Genomic DNA, 15,145 nt, shown 5'->3' with positions numbered 1-15,145 from the left:
CTGACAGATCCTAATCCCCTGCAGCCAATGCCGCTTTGAGCATCCGTTTGATCTCTTTCTTGTTGAAGGGCTTCCCGACATAGGCGTCGAAGTGGGGATTGTCCGATGCAGCCGCCTTGGGATCTCCCGAAATGGAGACGACGTAGGCCGGCGGAAGGCTGTGCTGTTTTTCGATGGCCCGCAGCTCCCGGACGACTTCATTGCCTGAAATCTTCGGCATATTGTTATCGAGAAGCAGCAGGGCATAGGGCTGGTCGTCGAGGATCCCTTTGGCGAGCAGGTCGATGGCGCTTTGCCCGTCCTGGGCCGTTTCAATCTCACAGAACTCCTCTTCGAGAATCGCCTTGATCAGTTCGATGTTGATGCGGTCGTCATCGGCGACAAGGACTTTGGGGACGCCGCGGCTTGAAAGCATGGCGTGGAGTGTGCTTGCATAGTAACCGTACTGGGAGATGACATCAACCCCCGCGGCTTTCTGCGTTTTGGTCATGGAGAGGAACCGTTCTTCCATCACTGTAAGGGAGAGGTTGTTCTCTTTGGCGTACGCGCGCACCTGCTCGTCGTACCTTCTTTGGAATGCGATGAGGTGCGTGGCGTCGGAAGGCGTCTGGACGACGGAGCGGATCGCGATAATATTGGATTTGGGAAGGCCCATGCGCAGCAGGTAGCGCATAATGTTCTTGCTCGTCGGCAGGTTGGCTTCGTCCATGAGAATGGCGATCTTGCTGCCCGGGTTCTTGGGGGCTGCAAAGCTGGGGGCTGCATTGGCGCTCTGCAGCGGAAGGGTGAAAAAGAAGCGGCTCCCTTTGTCCGTTTCGCTTTCCAGTTCCAGTTTTCCGCCGAGATCGTGGACATACTGGGCACTGATGGCGAGCCCGAGGCCGGTGCCGCCGAACGTCGCGGCCGTCTCATCCGTGGCCTGCTCAAAGGCTTTGAAGATCGCCTGCTGGTGCTCCTCGGCGATCCCTATCCCCGTATCGGTCACCGCGATCTTCATGGTGCCGCCGTTTGGGTCGTACACGACGGCAAGTTCCACGGAGCGCCCGGTCGGGGTGAATTTGTAGGCGTTCCCGACAAGGTTGATAATGACCCGCTTGAGCTTGGCGGCATCAACGGTGATCTCCTTGGGCAGCGCGGGATCGATATAGACCGGGTAGGCGAGGGCCTTGTCCGACATGTTCGCCGAGAAAATAGCGGCGATATCGGCGAAGAACTTCGCCGAAGTGATCCGTACCGGCTTGGAGAGCGTCCGTTCCCGCTGTGTCGAAACGCGGTCGAGGATGGAGGTGGTCAGTTCGTTGATGAAACGGGCGCTCTCCTTGGCATTGCGGACGTACTGCAGAAGCCGGGCATTGTCGACCTGACCTTCGAGCAGTTCCAGGAAGCCGAACAGCGCGTTAGCCGGGGTTCGGATATCGTGGACCGTATTGGCCAGGAACATGAGGGTCTCGTCGGAGGTAGCCGGTGTGGGATGCGCATGTTCGTTCTCCTCGATCTGCCGGCTGATCGCGTGGGAGCTCTCTTTCAAACGTTCGCTGAGATAGATCTCGGGCGCTTCCTCCGTCTGCTTTTCCGGGTACATACGGTAGATGACGTTGATGAGGAAGGGCGCGACCGTTTCGAGCATCTCCATGTCATCTTCGTCAAAGTTCTGTTTGTGGCGGACCGAGGAGTAGGCCGTGACGATGCCGAGCAGCCGTTCGTCGTTGATCAGCGGCAGGATGATCTTCGATTTCATCCTGATCTCGTCGGGATTGTCGGTTTCCGGACAGTACTCTTTCTCGCTGGCGAGATAGTTGTAGATCCCCCCGGTCAGGGTGAGGAAGCTTTTGGCCAGAACGCCGCGCTGGTCGAGCATGGAGATCTCGCAGACCTGCTCCTCTCCGCGGGCGCGTCTGAGGGAAGCTTCCATCTCGTCAAAAACCCAGAGCGAAGCGAACTCGGAATCCAGCAGCGTCGTGACAAGCGTTTCGGCCGCCGCGTTGATCTGCCGGTTGCCGTCTGCGGCTTCGATCTTGCGCGTCGTATCCTGGAGTATTGCTTTGAGTTCGCTGCTGTTGAATTTTTGCATCGGTATCCCCTCTTATCTGCGCGAACGGGCGAACCCATCCTGAAACTTTGAGAGGGATTATAGTTGAAAGGGTGGATGAAAAACTGTAGGAAAATGCCTACACTTCGTGATACAATTGAGACAAAACATAAAAAGACACATTGAGAAACAGCACGATAGATGATACAGATCAACCATATTTACAGTGACAAAGAGGGGCTCGAAAAAGCCTTGGCGGAGACGGGTGTCGGTTTCGATAAAAAGACGGTGCTGGTTCAGATGTTCTCTTCACTGCAGGAGCGGGAAGCCGTCGCAGCGATCGCGGCGTCGGTACTTTCACTGCTGCCCGACGCCACGCTGATCGGTGCCTCCAGCGCGGGGGAGATCGTCGGCGGCGTGATGACGGAAGCACAGACGGTACTGGGGATCTCCGTATTCGAGAAAAGCGGCATCCGGTCCGTTTCGGAGGTCGATACGGCGTCGTATGCGCTTGGAAAACGGATAGGGGAAGCGCTCTGCCGGGAGGATGCGCGCTGCATCATCTGTTTCGCCGACGGGATCCGCCACAGCAGCGATTTCCTCGAGGCCCTGCGTGCCGCCAATTGCGACAATATTCCGATTGCCGGCGGCATGGCCGGCGACCTGTTCCGATTCGAGAGCACCTTTACCATTCACCAGGACAAGGTTTTTGAAGGCGGGGCCGTCGGCGTAGCGCTCACCGGGGAGGCGCTGGAGGTCTTTCAGGATTTTAACCTCGGGTGGCGCCCCGTCGGTAAAGAGATGACGATCACCCGGGCCCACAAAAACCGGGTCTATACCATTGACGGCAAGACAACGAGCGAGCTCTACCGGGAGGTGCTCGGGGAAGCCATCGTCCGGGAGCTCCCCGCGTCGGCGATCGGGTTCCCCCTGATCAAGCGCAGCGGCGGCATTCCGGTCGCACGTTCCATGATCGGGGCGTTCGAGGACGGGAGCGTTCTCTTTGCCGGCAATCTGAAAGAGGGGGAGCGCGTGCAGTTCGGCATCGGCAGTGCCGATCTTGTCAACAGCTACATCCCCGGGGACGCCATCCTTCGCGAAGAGCAGGCGCTGCAGGCCGCCTTCATCTACTCTTGCTCGGCACGAAAGCAGTTCCTCGGCAAGCAGCTTGAAGTCGCACTGGACAAGATCGATACCTTCGCCCCTTCGAGCGGCTTTTTTACCTACGGTGAGTTTTATACCTCCGCGTCTGGGGCGGAGCTGCTCAATATTACGTCGACGATTCTTTTCCTGCGCGAAGTCGGGACGGAGAGCAAACGTTTCAGCACTCCCCTTGGCGGGCGGAAACGGCAGCGGGCCGTCAATGCCAGCGAAGAGGGGGTGTTCCATCTGATCGACTACAATACGAAGGCCCTGGAGGAGCAGTCGCGGTCGCTGGCCAAGGCCGAAAGGCGGCTCAAAGAGCATATTGACGGCATCAACGACGTCCTGATCGTTTCCAAGACGGACCCCAGCGGCATCATCACCTACGTTAACCCGAACTTTGAACGGATCAGCGGCTATTCGCGCAGCGAACTGATCGGGCAGTCGCATAACATCGTCCGCAGCCCGAAGACCCCCGATTCGCTCTTTGAAGAGATGTGGCAGACGATTACCTCGGGGCAGATCTGGCACGGCAGTTTCGCAAACCGCCGGAAAGACGGAAGCGACTACTACGTCAAAAGTTCCATTATTCCCTTGCATGACGAGAAGAACAGGATTGTAGAGTTCTTCGCGATCCGCGAAGACATTACCGACCTGATCGAAACACAGCTGGCCTACAAGCGCGAGCATACTTTTACGCAGAAACTGCTCAACAACGATGAGAGCATCATTCTCATTATCCGTAACGGGATAGCGGAGAAGGTAAACCAGGCTTTTTTCAGGATCTTTCCCTTCAAAGATCTCGAGGACCTTCAGCACTCCAAGCGCTGCATCAATTCGCTCTTTATTCCCAAAGAGGGTTTTCTCAGCGCCGGAGGCGTTGCGCACCCGTGGTACCAGAAGCTCCTGGATGAACCGAACCGGATCCACAAGGTCCTGATGGAGGACAAAGAGGGGGTCGTCCGCACCTTTTCCGCCCGGGCACGGCAGGTGACCTTTGAAAATGATCAGTACATCTTCTGCTCGTTCAACGACGTCACAGAACTCGAGGAAGCGCGCGTGCAGGCGGAGACAGCGGAAGAGGCCCAGGCAACCTTCCTGGCGAACATGTCCCATGAGATCCGCACGCCGATGAACGGAATCCTCGGCTTTACCGGCATGCTGAAGAAGAGCGGACTGAACCCACAGCAGCTGGAGTACCTGGAGATCATCGAACGCTCCTCCGCAACCCTGCTCGATATCATCAACGACGTGCTCGATTTTTCAAAAATACAGAGTCACCACATGGTCCTGGAGAGCATCCCGGTCGACCTCTATTCGGAGCTCAGCATCGCCTTTTCGCTGATGCAGCCCGCCGCCCGCAAGAAGCGGTTGAACTACTCCAGCCATTTCGATCCGGCCATGCACGAGATCGTCCTGGGGGATCCGACCCGTCTGAAACAGATCATCATCAACCTTCTCTCCAACGCCATCAAGTTCACCCCTTCGTCCGGCGAAGTCAAGCTGCGCACCGAGGTCCTTGAAACCCATCCCCGCGACGGCCAGTGGGTGCGTTTCGTCATCGAAGACAACGGGATCGGCATCCAGAAGGAGAAGCAGGACCGTATCTTCAGCGCCTTTACGCAGGCGAACGAATCGACGACGCGGGAGTTCGGCGGCACCGGTCTGGGGCTTTCCATCAGCGCTTCGCTGGTTGAGGCCATGGGGGGCGAACTCAAGCTTTACAGCAAAGAGGGGAAAGGAACGGTGTTCTACTTCGACCTTCTGCTGACGCCTTATGATACTGCTATGACGGCCGCGGCACCGACGGAAGAGGCCCCGCCCGAAGAGGAAACCGACGAAGCGGCGATCAACAGCGATATGAAAGTGCTGGTCGCCGAAGACCTGGAGATGAACCGGCTGCTGGTCCAGCTGCTCCTCTCCAATTACGGCATCGATGCGGTCTTTGTCGAAAACGGCCGGGAGGTCCTCGAGAAGTTGGAAGCCGCTGCCTTCGATCTGATCCTGATGGATGTCAACATGCCGGTCATGAACGGACTCGATGCGACACGACGCATTCGGGAGGAACTCGGCAGCAGCGTTCCCATTATTGCGTTGACAGCGAATGCGATGGAGGGCGACCGCGAAAAGTTCCTGGAGAGCGGCATGAACGGCTATCTGACCAAACCGCTGGAGGAGAAAACGCTCGAAGCGGTGCTCCGGCAATACTCTTGACCCCCCGCCGGCATCCTTCGCGCCGGCAGAGATACTCCCCCACGCAAGTGTAGGATATTCCCTACATATCCCGACCGTACCTTTCCGTTAAGATTGCTCCGTGAAAAATAATATGGGAGCCAGACAATGGAAAGACCGACACCGACCGACGTTGAACATGAAGTAACCGATGTGGATATGATCGTATCCAAAGCGGATGCTGAAGGGAACATCACCTACACCAACCCGATTTTTATGAAAGTTTCCGGCTATTCGCAGGGAGACCTGCTGGATCAGCCGCATGCGATCCTGCGCCACCCGGACATGCCCAAGGCGATCTTCAAGTACCTCTGGGAGAACATCAAAGCGGGTAAAGACGTCTATGCCTTTGTCAAAAACCTCTGTAAAGACGGGGGCTACTACCTGGTTCTGGCCCAGGTCCGTATGGCAAAGAACCCCGACGGCTCTTTCAGAAACTACGTCTCGACGCGCCGCCGGATGACGCAGAAGGCCCGGGAGGTCATCCTCCCGCTCTACGCGAAGCTCCTCGAGATCGAAAAGAGCGAAGGGGTTGAGGCTTCGGAGAAAGCGTTGATGGATTTTCTCGCGGAAAACGGCCAGAGTGCTGACACATTCAACGACTTCATGCAGTCGCTGAACAAATAAGAAGAAGGATAGACAATGATCGATTTTGACAAATCCATGCAAAGACTCCGCGCGGTGAACGGCTACCTCGGTTCGGCTGTTTTGAACTACTCCGGTGAGACCCTCTATATCGACAACGACCATACGGGAACGGACATCCCCTATTCGGCCAGTATCTTCAATGACGCCTTCCGGATGGTGACCGAGTCCTCCCTGGACGTCGGTTTCAGCGAAGCCTCCTCCATCGAGGCGAAGACCCACGACGGTCACGTCTTTCTCATCAACAGCGCCGGGGAGTTCAGTCAGGACAACTTTGCGAAGATCAACGTCTTTGCCATTTTCCGCGATGACGGGAATGTCGCCCTGGCGAAGATGATCATGGACAAAGCCGCCAAGACCATGTCTCAGGAGCTGGGGCGCATTTAATAGCGTCCCCCGCATCAAAAGGGCGATACCATCAAAACGTTATATTTGATTCATCATGCGAAATCGGACTGGGAAGAACCGGGAGCGAGCGATTTTGAACGCGGATTGACCGACAGGGGATACCGGGATATCAACACGATCGGATCGTACCTGCTGCTGCGGGGGATCGTCCCGGACATTATCCTATCAAGCAGTGCGTTGCGCGCCCAGGAGAGTGCGGACAAGCTGGCCGCAAAGGTGGGTTTCGACGGACCACTGCTCTACCTGAGCGAACTCTACCTGACGCCCCCGGAGACGATCCTGGAAACGGTCATGCTGCAAGAAGACGACGCCGAGACGATCTTTGTCATCGGTCACAATCCGCAGTTGACCGGTTTTGCGAATATGCTGACCGATGAGCATGTCTCGAAGATCCCGACGATGGGAGTGGTGGCGATGACATTCGACATCGGCAGCTGGCAGGAGCTGGAGGAGAAAAAAGGCGCCATCGACTTTTTTATTTTTCCGAAGCAGTTCAAATACTACCTGCCGAAGCAGATCCGGGCCGTGCTGGACCGAAACGGGCCCGGCGTTCAGTAGACGGCGATGTCGTGCTCGAAGGCAAAACGGAGCAGCTCCGTCGTACTGGAGAGGTTCAGCTTCTCCAGGATGCGGGTCCGGTAGGTGGAGACGGTTTTGGGGCTGACGCCCAGTTCCGCGGCGATCTCCTTGTAGGAGAGGCCCCGGGCGATCAGGGAGAGCACCTCGAGTTCGCGTTTGGAAAGCGCGGCGGTCATCGCCGTCTCCTGCTTGTCCAGATCGGTGCCGTAGGGCATGGTCTCTTCCAGGGTGGGACTGATGTACTTCTTGCCTTTGGCCACGGTCGCGATGGCCCGTATCAGTTCGGCGCCGATGACGGCCTTGTTGAGGTAGCCCGAAGCGCCGGCCCGGAAGGCCTGAAGCGCGTAGGGGTCTTCGGGGTAGGCGCTGAGCACAAGGATCGGCAGATTCGGATAGCGCACGCTGACGCTTTCGATCGATTCCATGCCGTTTTTGTCGCCGAGGTTCAGATCGAGGATCAGGAGAGCGTACTCCCCGCTTGCGAGCAAAGCCATCAATTCATCGAAAGAGGAGGCGTTGGCGCTGACAGACATCTCCTCTTGCTGCTCGATCAGCATGATCAGTCCGCTGCGAACGATCTCATGGTCATCGGCGATAATGATATTCAGCATGGCACTCTCTTCCGTCTCATTTTTTTTTGTGGCCAATTATAATAAAAATGAGATGGAAAGCGGCTGTTGCACACGCTTTAACGCGATTTAATTCATCCTGGGGTAGCCTGTCCCCAATCAAACGGAAGGAGAGGAACATTTGGAGCAGCTGATTACGGAGACTTTGGGATACGCACGGGACCATTTCACGGCCTTCGGCCTGGAAACAGCGCAGGTGGATGCGCTGCTTGTCGCAGGGGAGCGTGACCTGCGCAAGGAGCTACTGCAGCTCAAAGCGTTGGCGGAAGCCGTCCCCATGGATAATGACAAAGTGGCCCAGTCGCTCCATGCGCTCAAGGGGCTTTTGATGAATATGGGCAATAACAGCGCGGGGCAGGTGTTTGCAGAGCTGGAAACAGCCTTTAAAGCGACCAGGGAGGTCGCAGGGATCCTGGCACTGCTGGCAGCGGGATGAGGTCGTGATCCTCTATCTTCACGGTTTCGCCAGCTGCGGCGACTCGACGAAAACCAGACTGCTGAAAGCGTATTTTGGCGAGGCGGAGGTACTCTCCCCGGACCTGCCGGTCGAGCCGGATGAGGTGCTGGCGTTTCTGCGTCGCTTGATCGGGCAGCATGACGTTTCACTGTTGATCGGATCATCGCTGGGGGGATTCTACGCGACGGCGCTGAGTAGCGAGTATGGGCTCGATGCCGTACTGATCAATCCCTCTGTCCATCCCTACCGGACGCTCTCCCCCTATGTGGGCACCAATACGTTCTGGTGCAGCGGCGAGCCCTTTGAGTGGAAAAGCGAGTACCTGCTGCAGCTGGCACGCATCGCCGAAACAATGCGGCTGCCCGATGCGCGGCTGCTGGTACTGCTGCAGACGGGGGACGAGCTTCTGGATTACACCGTGGCCGAAGCCGTCTACGGCGATTACGAGGTCATTGTGGAAGCGGGCGGCAACCACCGCTTTGAAAATCTGGGGGAGTATCTGGAACGGATCGAAGCGTTTTACGGCGATGCCTAGCGGACACCGCTGGGGAGGGTGGCAATCCTCTTTTGCAGCCAGCGGGCATTGTCCGCGTCGGTCCCGGCGCATTCGCTGAAGCGGGGCAGATCGCTGATCAGCGGCCAGAGTGCGCGTGCGGCGACACCCTCGGCATTGGTCGCCTCCAAAAAGGCGTCGCGGTCTTCGGGCGCTTCGAAGAGCAGGGCATTAAGCCAGCAGTTCGGCTCGCTCTGTTTTTTCATCCGGAAAAGCTGCAGCTCCTCATCCTCTTCATATTCCGAGAAAAACTCCCGGTAGCGGCGTGTCAGATCGCGCTGCTTGGTGACGATGGTGCGGATATGTTCCATCTGGGCGCAGCCGACCGCGGCGTTGAGGTTGGACATGCGGCTGCTGAAGCGGCCCTGGTCCGCACCCTGGGCATCTGAGAGATAGGGGATCGTCCCGACGCTCCTGGCCTGTGCAGCCATGGCCTCATCGTCGCAGACAAGCACGCCGCCGTCCCCGCAGGTGGCAATCTTGTGCCCTTCGAAGCCGTAGATGCCGCAGCGGCCGAAACGCCCGGCCATGGTCCCTTTGTAGGCGGAACCGAAGGCCTCGGAGGCATCCTCGATCAGCATAATGCCATACTCGTCGCAGACACTGCGGATATCGTCGATGCGGCAGGGAAACCCGAGGGTGTGCACCGGGACGCAGGCGGTGATCCGCTTGCCGGTATGGCGGTTGAAACACCCCTCCTCACGCAGTTCGGCATTGTAGGCGAGGAACTCCCGCAGACGGTCGGGGTCCATCCCCATCGTCTTGCGTTCGACATCGATGAAAATGGGCGCCGCGCCGAAGCTGTCGACGGTGTTGGCCGTCATCGCATGGGCAAGGGGCTGGGTCAATACCTCGCAGTCCGGGCCGGTCCCCGCCAGGACGAGGGCGGCACGCATTGCCGATTCGGTACTGTTGAAGGCAACGGCATGGCGGGCGCCGCAGTATTCACGCACCATTCCCTCGAAACGTTCGACGTATTCGCCCTCCGAGGAGACCTCCATACTTTCGATACAGCTGCCGAGGTAGTTCTTCTCGTTGCCGACGAAACGCGGCGCATGAAGGGGGACCGCCCCTGTGCTTCGGAAGAGGTTCCGGATATAGCGTACGGTGTTGCTGTGCATAGCCTTCCTTTCGATTAATAGTGGTCTGCGCTTACCGCAGCAGGGCCGAAGCGAGCCGATACCCTCCGCCGGCCATCAGGACGGTTCCCAGGGCATTCAGCCCGATGTTGGCGGCGGCCAGCGCTATATGGCCGCCGGTCAGCAGCATGACGCTCTCGATCGCGAAGGTCGAATAGGTTGTCAGCGCGCCCAGGATACCCGTCGAGAGGAACGATTTGACGTGCAGGGAAAAATAGGTCGTGTACATGAAGTAGGCGACGAGGACCCCCATGATGAAACTGCCGATCAGATTGACGCCGAGGGTGCCGAAGGGGAGGTCGTGGGGCACGCGGTGGGAGATGAGACCGTTGAGGTAGGCGCGCAGCACGGCACCGATAAAGCCGCCGCTTCCGATGGCGAGCAGGGTAGTAAAGCTCATACGTTTTCCTTTTGTACATAGCGGTCATAGGTTTCTTGCATCTGATGCTGCACGGTTTCGAGCCACTTTTTGTCGCTTTTGTCCGCGGTGAAACTCTCCAGGTAGATCGCGGTGATCATTCCCGGCGCGGCCGTCATGCGCTTGGTGCTGAAGAAACGGGCGGTATGGATCAGTACGACGGGCTGTACCGTCAGGCCGAGCTTGTCGGCGATCAGTTTCGCCCCGGGTTTGAAGCGGCGCATCCGGCCGCTTTCCGAACGTGTACCCTCCGGGAAGATACAGACGATTCTCCCCTCGTCGATGCGCTCCTTGGCCGCCTTGAGGAGGGCAACGAGGGCGCTTTTGCTCTCGCGCTCGAGGGGGATCTCCCGGGAGAGACGGACGGCGAGGGAGAAAAAGGGCACTTCAAAAAGCTCTTTTTTGGCCACCCAGGCGAGTTCGCGTTGCGTCGTACTCTCGATCACGCCGATGTCGAGTTCGCTTTGATGGTTGATGATATACATCTGCGCCTCGGGATCGGGCTCGCCGACTTTGCGGACATGCACGAAGATCAGAAGCCGGATGAACCAGGCGGCGATTTTGGAGGCGTAGGGACGGGGGACGAAGGGGTAGAGGAGGATCTTTAGCAGCAGACCCGTAAAGATGACGAGGGTGCTGTAAACCCAGTTAATCCGCGCAAGTATCTTCATTCTTGACCCAACCGATCTGATCGTTCTGGAGGCGAATCTTCGTATAGCCTTTGCTATGCCCTTCGGCATCGAGCTGGTGGCGCTGCGGCGTGATCTCGAAGACCGTCGCGTTGCGCATCGGCAGCAGGTAGATGGGCGCCCCCTCTTTGATACAGACCTGCTGCAGCGGGATATTGAGCCAGGCGGCATAGCCTCCCGCAGCGACGGCAACGGCGAGCAGCGTCCAGGAGCGTTTCCAGAGCGCAAGCACGAAGAAGAGCCCGAAAACAACGAGGAAAACGATAGTTTTCTGGGTGACATGCCCATGCTCGATCGGATTGATATCGCTGGTCGTCGAGACGAGATCGTCATCGACCTCGATTGGGATACTGATGCGTTCGTACCGTTTGTTTTGCAGGTTGAAGTACTGAAAACGGAGCACTTCGACGGTTTTGGGCAGGACGGCATAGTAGCTCATCGAAGCGAAGTGCGGGTTGATCTGCAGCGATTCAAAGTTCTGTTTTTCAGCCTCGGAGAGGTGGAAGTCTTTCAGGTCGCTGCGGTTGGCATCGGCCGAGATCACGATGATGTTGTGCCCCTTGTCGTAGACGGTGGTCTTGACATGGGTGATCGCGAAACGGTCCGCCAGGATGCCGCAGAAGTTTTTCGGAGGGTTGAGCACCGTCGCTTCGATGGCCCCGCCCTGGATAGGAGCGGAGCTCTCCTCTTCGCCGTACCCCAGCGTCAGTACCGGAGTGATGTCGGGCAGTAGGGCGCGTTTCCCTGTGACCTTGAAATAGAAACGGTCCAGGTAGGTGTGCTCCTGCCGTTGCCGTTCAGGGGAGTCGCTGAGCAGGGAGAGTCCGCTGCCGCCGCTGAAGCGGTAGGAGAGATCGTCGAAAAGGTCGGTCGTGATGACGGTCCGGATGACGATGGAGACGATCTCGCCTTTGAAGAGCCGCTCGGGCTTTTCGACAAGCGTGGCGTAGAGATGGCGGGTGTCGGGTGTCTCATTCTCCTCCTGCACGGCAAAGTCGGCGCTTTCGACCTCGGCCGCATCATTCGGCTCTTCGGCCTGCATAGTAAAGGGCATAACGGTTTCGGGGAGGTCGGTGACGATTGTGACGGCCTGCAGGAGGCCAATAGTACCGAGCCAGAGGAGCAGCAGGAGTGAACGCATCAGGAAGCGAAGAACCCTTCAAGCATCGCCTTGCCGTCCGCGGAGCCGAGAATGGCTTCCATGGCGCGTTCGGGGTGCGGCATCAGTCCGAACACGTTCTTGGCGGCGTTGCAGACGCCGGCGATGGCATCGACGGACCCGTTGGGGTTGCTGACGTTGCCCTCGGCATCGCAGTAGTGCAGCAGTACCTGGTCGTTGTCGTAAAGCGCCTTGAGACCGTCCGGATCGATATAGTAGTTCCCGTCGTGGTGGGCGATGGGGATGTTCACGACATCGTCTCTGCACAGCTTGTTCAGGAATGCGTTCTCGTTCCCGGCGATCTTGAGGTGGTGATGGCGGGAGATGAAGTGGAGGTGCTCATTGCGTTTGAGCGCTCCCGGCAGCAGCCGCGATTCTGTCAGGACCTGGAAGCCGTTACAGATGCCGAGGACCTTTCCGCCGCGATTGGCGTGGGCCTCGACCGCCTGCATGACGGGGCTGAAGCGGGCGATGGCGCCGCTGCGCAGGTAGTCACCGTAGCTGAACCCGCCCGCGACGACGACAAGATCGGTATCGTCGGCGATTTTGGTCTCTTTATGCCAGACGAGCTCCGTCGTCGCTCCCAGCTTTTCGAAAGCGTACTGCGTATCGTACTCGCAGTTCGTTCCGGGAAACTGAATAATGGAGACTTTCATGAGACGATCTCGATGGCGTAATCTTCGATAACGGTATTGGCCAGCAGGGATTCGCACATTTCGGTGACCTCCGCTTTGGCGCTCGCTTCATCGGCGGCGGAGAGATCAAGGACGATCTGCTTGCCGACGCGGACGTCGTTGACGCCGTCGAATTTGAGTGAGTCCAGTGCGTGGTGGACGGCTTTTCCCTGTGAATCCAGGACACCCTGCTTCAAAAATACGTTGACGATTGCTTTCATTACTTTGCTCCCAAAATACGGTTGAGGACCTCTTCGTAGGCCACTTTGAGTCCGCCGAGTCCCTGGCGGAAACGGTCTTTGTCCATCTTTTCGCCCGTTTCCATATCCCAGAAGCGGCAGTTGTCCGGGCTGATCTCGTCGGCGAGGATAATGTTGCCCTCTTTGTCCTTGCCGAATTCGAGTTTGAAGTCGACGAGGTTGAGCCCTTTTTCGGCAAAGTAGGGTTTGAGGATGTCGTTGACCTGGCGGGCCATGCGGCGGATCTTGTCAAGCTCGTCCTGATAGTCGACGAGGCCGAGGATCAGGGCGTGCTGGTCGTTCAGTTTCGGGTCGCCGAGTTCATCGTTTTTATAATCGAATTCGACGAGGGTGAAAGGGAGGACTTTCCCGTCCTCGATCCCGAGGTTTTTGCTCAGGCTTCCGGTCGCGATATTCCGGACGATTACTTCGATCAGGATGACGTCGACGCGCTTGTGCAGCATATGGTTGTCGTCGAGCATGCCCACGAAGTGCGTCGGGACGCCCTCCGATTCGATCAGTTTGAAGAGTGCCGTCGAGATCTTGTTGTTGAGCGCGCCTTTGCCCGCTTCACTCGATTTCTTGGCGCCGTTGAAAGCGGTCAGGTCATCTTTGAATTCGGAGATCAGCAGGTTCGGATCGTCCGTTGTAAAGAGTTTTTTTGCCTTGCCCTCATACAGCAGTTCGCGTTTTTCCATTAATGTGTTCCTTTCACGATGGTAAGTGCTTTGAGAATGTCAACAGCCTCTTTGAGCTGAATGTCGTTGCCGATCTGTTTATCGGTGATGATGTTGCTGTCCACCTTTTCACCCTCATCGGTTTTTGTGGTATTGCCGTCGATCTTCTGCAGCTCGCTTTTGAGGTGCATCTTCAGGTCGGCCTCTTTGATCGCAAATTCGTCGTCGTCGGTCTTCGGTACGGCACCGCGATCGACCAGGACGTCCGGGGTCACGCCGATCGCCTGGATCGTCCGGCCGCTTGGCAGGTAGTAGCGCGCGACCGTCAGCTTGATGGCCTCGTTATCGCTGATCGGGAGAATGACCTGGACGGAGCCCTTCCCGAAGGTCTTCTTGCCGACAAGCACGGCACGTTTGTGGTCCTGCAGGGCGCCGCTGACGATCTCGGAGGCGGAGGCGCTCCCCTCGTTGACGAGGACGACGAGCGGCTTCTTCGTCAGGGTGGCGGATTTGTGGGCGCTGTATTCGGTGTTTTCGCGTTCGTCACGCCCCTTTTGCGAAACGATGACACCCTTGTCGACAAAGAGGTCGACGAGGCCGACGGCCTGGTCAAGCAGACCGCCGGGGTTGTTGCGCAGGTCGAGAATGAACCCTTTGGCGTCGCCGTTATGCTGGCGGATCGCCTTCGAGATGCCCTCGACGACCTTTTGGTCGAAACTCGTGACACGCAGGTAGACGGTGTCGTCGCCGATGGTCTTGGCATAGACGGACTGGATCTTGATGATGTCGCGGATAATGTGGACCGGGAAGGGTTTGGTCTCGCCTTTGCGGACGATGGTGATGTCGATCGGCGTTTTCGGCTTGCCGCGCATGAGATGGACCGCTTCGTCGATGTCCATATCGATTGTCGGGGTGTCATCGATCTTGAGAATGATGTCGCCGGCCTGCAGACCGGCTTTGTCCGCCGGGGTGCCTTCGATCGGCGCGATGACGGTCAGGGCGCCGTCTTTGATGCCGACGGTGATACCCAGGCCGCCGAACTCGCCCTTGGTCTGTACCTGGAGGTCTTTAAAGCCCTTCTGGTTCAGGTAGGAGGAGTGGGCGTCGAGTTTGCCCATCATTCCCTCGATGGATTTGTTCATCAGGGTCTCGATACTCTCCTCGTCGACGTAATATTTTTCGACGATACTGAGGACCTTCGTGAATTTCGCCAACGCCTGGAGCCGGGAAGCTTCAACCGTCGGTGTACCCTCGGTGGGTGCGTCGGCGAGGAGGGCGGTGGAATAGGTCAGGGCTACGGCCGCCGTTGCCGTGAGAAAGCCCATCGCCATCATCTTTTTCTTTTTCATTTTCTGCTGCTTTCCAGTCTCGCAATTTTTGAGCGTCTATTATAGTCAAACAATAGTAAAATAAAAGCATGTAGACCGTGGCGTGCCGTGCAAAAAAATGCGGTATGATGGATGGGGTCGATAAAA

At 57.6% G+C, this 15,145-nt stretch carries 16 protein-coding genes; 6 read left to right on the top strand and 10 right to left on the bottom strand.

Annotation, left to right across the window (positions count from 1 at the left end; all coding sequences use genetic code 11):
* Positions 1-10 precede the first annotated feature (10 nt).
* The gene (locus tag ACM66T_RS08785; protein WP_416768367.1) at positions 11-2,071 is read right to left on the bottom strand and encodes an ATP-binding protein; all 2,061 of its coding nucleotides are present in this window, start codon (positions 2,069-2,071) and stop codon (positions 11-13) included.
* 159 nt (positions 2,072-2,230) lie between these two features.
* On the opposite strand from ACM66T_RS08785, the gene ACM66T_RS08780 reads away from it, so the two are divergent.
* The 4 genes from ACM66T_RS08780 (at position 2,231) to ACM66T_RS08765 (ending at position 7,015) form a co-directional block, all read left to right on the top strand.
* Entirely contained in the window at positions 2,231-5,386 is a 3,156-nt protein-coding gene (locus ACM66T_RS08780) for an FIST N-terminal domain-containing protein (protein ID WP_231018520.1), read from the top strand.
* 126 nt (positions 5,387-5,512) lie between these two features.
* Positions 5,513-6,031 carry a PAS domain-containing protein gene (locus ACM66T_RS08775; RefSeq protein WP_231018519.1) on the top strand — a complete coding sequence of 173 codons (519 nt, stop codon included), beginning with the start codon at positions 5,513-5,515 and terminating at the stop codon, positions 6,029-6,031.
* Positions 6,032-6,046: 15 nt separating this feature from the next.
* Entirely contained in the window at positions 6,047-6,436 is a 390-nt protein-coding gene (locus tag ACM66T_RS08770; protein WP_231018518.1) for a hypothetical protein, read from the top strand.
* Between the two features lie 45 nt (positions 6,437-6,481).
* Positions 6,482-7,015: a SixA phosphatase family protein gene (locus tag ACM66T_RS08765; protein ID WP_416768366.1), complete on the top strand. Its 534-nt coding sequence runs from the start codon at positions 6,482-6,484 to the stop codon at positions 7,013-7,015.
* Here the strand turns inward: ACM66T_RS08765 and ACM66T_RS08760 are convergent.
* Positions 7,009-7,647 carry a response regulator transcription factor gene (locus ACM66T_RS08760; protein ID WP_231018516.1) on the bottom strand — a complete coding sequence of 213 codons (639 nt, stop codon included), beginning with the start codon at positions 7,645-7,647 and terminating at the stop codon, positions 7,009-7,011. The two genes, ACM66T_RS08765 and ACM66T_RS08760, sit on opposite strands and share 7 nt — an antisense overlap.
* A 139-nt stretch (positions 7,648-7,786) precedes the next feature.
* Between ACM66T_RS08760 and ACM66T_RS08755 the strand changes: the two genes are divergently transcribed.
* Both ACM66T_RS08755 and ACM66T_RS08750 read left to right on the top strand, forming a co-directional pair.
* The gene (locus ACM66T_RS08755; protein ID WP_416768365.1) at positions 7,787-8,101 is read left to right on the top strand and encodes a hypothetical protein; all 315 of its coding nucleotides are present in this window, start codon (positions 7,787-7,789) and stop codon (positions 8,099-8,101) included.
* 4 nt (positions 8,102-8,105) lie between these two features.
* Positions 8,106-8,657 carry a YqiA/YcfP family alpha/beta fold hydrolase gene (locus tag ACM66T_RS08750; protein WP_231018514.1) on the top strand — a complete coding sequence of 184 codons (552 nt, stop codon included), beginning with the start codon at positions 8,106-8,108 and terminating at the stop codon, positions 8,655-8,657.
* On the opposite strand, the gene ACM66T_RS08745 is transcribed toward ACM66T_RS08750, so the two are convergent.
* The 8 genes from ACM66T_RS08745 to ACM66T_RS08710 are packed head-to-tail and all read right to left on the bottom strand — an operon-like array spanning position 8,654 to position 15,019.
* On the bottom strand, positions 8,654-9,796 hold the full coding sequence (locus ACM66T_RS08745) for a DegT/DnrJ/EryC1/StrS family aminotransferase (RefSeq protein ID WP_416768363.1): 1,143 nt from the start codon (positions 9,794-9,796) through the stop codon (positions 8,654-8,656). The genes ACM66T_RS08750 and ACM66T_RS08745 overlap by 4 nt on opposite strands.
* A gap of 31 nt (positions 9,797-9,827) precedes the next feature.
* Entirely contained in the window at positions 9,828-10,214 is a 387-nt protein-coding gene (gene crcB, locus ACM66T_RS08740) for a fluoride efflux transporter CrcB (protein ID WP_231018512.1), read from the bottom strand.
* Positions 10,211-10,903, bottom strand: a complete 693-nt coding sequence (locus ACM66T_RS08735; protein ID WP_416768362.1) for a lysophospholipid acyltransferase family protein — start codon at positions 10,901-10,903, stop codon at positions 10,211-10,213. The genes crcB and ACM66T_RS08735 overlap by 4 nt, the downstream gene beginning before the upstream one ends.
* A complete protein-coding gene (locus tag ACM66T_RS08730) occupies positions 10,881-12,062 on the bottom strand; it encodes a hypothetical protein (protein ID WP_231018510.1) in 1,182 nt (393 codons plus the stop codon). The genes ACM66T_RS08735 and ACM66T_RS08730 overlap by 23 nt, the downstream gene beginning before the upstream one ends.
* Complete coding sequence (gene purQ / locus ACM66T_RS08725) at positions 12,062-12,736, bottom strand: phosphoribosylformylglycinamidine synthase subunit PurQ (protein WP_231018509.1); 675 nt, start codon at positions 12,734-12,736, stop codon at positions 12,062-12,064. The genes ACM66T_RS08730 and purQ overlap by 1 nt, the downstream gene beginning before the upstream one ends.
* Complete coding sequence (gene purS, locus ACM66T_RS08720; protein ID WP_231018508.1) at positions 12,733-12,975, bottom strand: phosphoribosylformylglycinamidine synthase subunit PurS; 243 nt, start codon at positions 12,973-12,975, stop codon at positions 12,733-12,735. Before purS ends, purQ begins: the two co-directional genes overlap by 4 nt.
* Complete coding sequence (gene purC / locus ACM66T_RS08715; RefSeq protein WP_231018507.1) at positions 12,975-13,691, bottom strand: phosphoribosylaminoimidazolesuccinocarboxamide synthase; 717 nt, start codon at positions 13,689-13,691, stop codon at positions 12,975-12,977. The genes purS and purC overlap by 1 nt, the downstream gene beginning before the upstream one ends.
* A complete protein-coding gene (locus tag ACM66T_RS08710) occupies positions 13,691-15,019 on the bottom strand; it encodes a S41 family peptidase (RefSeq protein ID WP_231018506.1) in 1,329 nt (442 codons plus the stop codon). The genes purC and ACM66T_RS08710 overlap by 1 nt, the downstream gene beginning before the upstream one ends.
* Positions 15,020-15,145: the final 126 nt, after the last annotated feature.

It is taken from the genome of Sulfurimonas sp. ST-25, assembly GCF_048079205.1.
In the GTDB taxonomy this organism is placed as follows: Bacteria; Campylobacterota; Campylobacteria; order Campylobacterales; family Sulfurimonadaceae; genus Thiomicrolovo; species Thiomicrolovo sulfuroxydans.
The sequence above is the reverse complement of the archived record's forward strand: the minus strand, read 5'-3'. Positions and strand labels throughout refer to the sequence as shown.

Excerpts from the sequence above, each read along its gene's own strand:
- purS (WP_231018508.1), bottom strand. The coding sequence starts at position 12,975 with ATGAAAGCAATCGTCAACGTATTTTTGAAGCAGGGTGTCCTGGATTCA.
- ACM66T_RS08770 (WP_231018518.1), top strand. The coding sequence starts at position 6,047 with ATGATCGATTTTGACAAATCCATGCAAAGACTCCGCGCGGTGAACGGC.
- ACM66T_RS08780 (WP_231018520.1), top strand. The coding sequence starts at position 2,231 with ATGATACAGATCAACCATATTTACAGTGACAAAGAGGGGCTCGAAAAA.
- ACM66T_RS08785 (WP_416768367.1), bottom strand. The coding sequence starts at position 2,071 with ATGCAAAAATTCAACAGCAGCGAACTCAAAGCAATACTCCAGGATACG.
- ACM66T_RS08710 (WP_231018506.1), bottom strand. The coding sequence starts at position 15,019 with ATGAAAAAGAAAAAGATGATGGCGATGGGCTTTCTCACGGCAACGGCG.
- ACM66T_RS08775 (WP_231018519.1), top strand. The coding sequence starts at position 5,513 with ATGGAAAGACCGACACCGACCGACGTTGAACATGAAGTAACCGATGTG.
- ACM66T_RS08730 (WP_231018510.1), bottom strand. The coding sequence starts at position 12,062 with ATGCGTTCACTCCTGCTGCTCCTCTGGCTCGGTACTATTGGCCTCCTG.
- ACM66T_RS08745 (WP_416768363.1), bottom strand. The coding sequence starts at position 9,796 with ATGCACAGCAACACCGTACGCTATATCCGGAACCTCTTCCGAAGCACA.
- purQ (WP_231018509.1), bottom strand. The coding sequence starts at position 12,736 with ATGAAAGTCTCCATTATTCAGTTTCCCGGAACGAACTGCGAGTACGAT.
- ACM66T_RS08760 (WP_231018516.1), bottom strand. The coding sequence starts at position 7,647 with ATGCTGAATATCATTATCGCCGATGACCATGAGATCGTTCGCAGCGGA.
- purC (WP_231018507.1), bottom strand. The coding sequence starts at position 13,691 with ATGGAAAAACGCGAACTGCTGTATGAGGGCAAGGCAAAAAAACTCTTT.
- ACM66T_RS08735 (WP_416768362.1), bottom strand. The coding sequence starts at position 10,903 with ATGAAGATACTTGCGCGGATTAACTGGGTTTACAGCACCCTCGTCATC.
- crcB (WP_231018512.1), bottom strand. The coding sequence starts at position 10,214 with ATGAGCTTTACTACCCTGCTCGCCATCGGAAGCGGCGGCTTTATCGGT.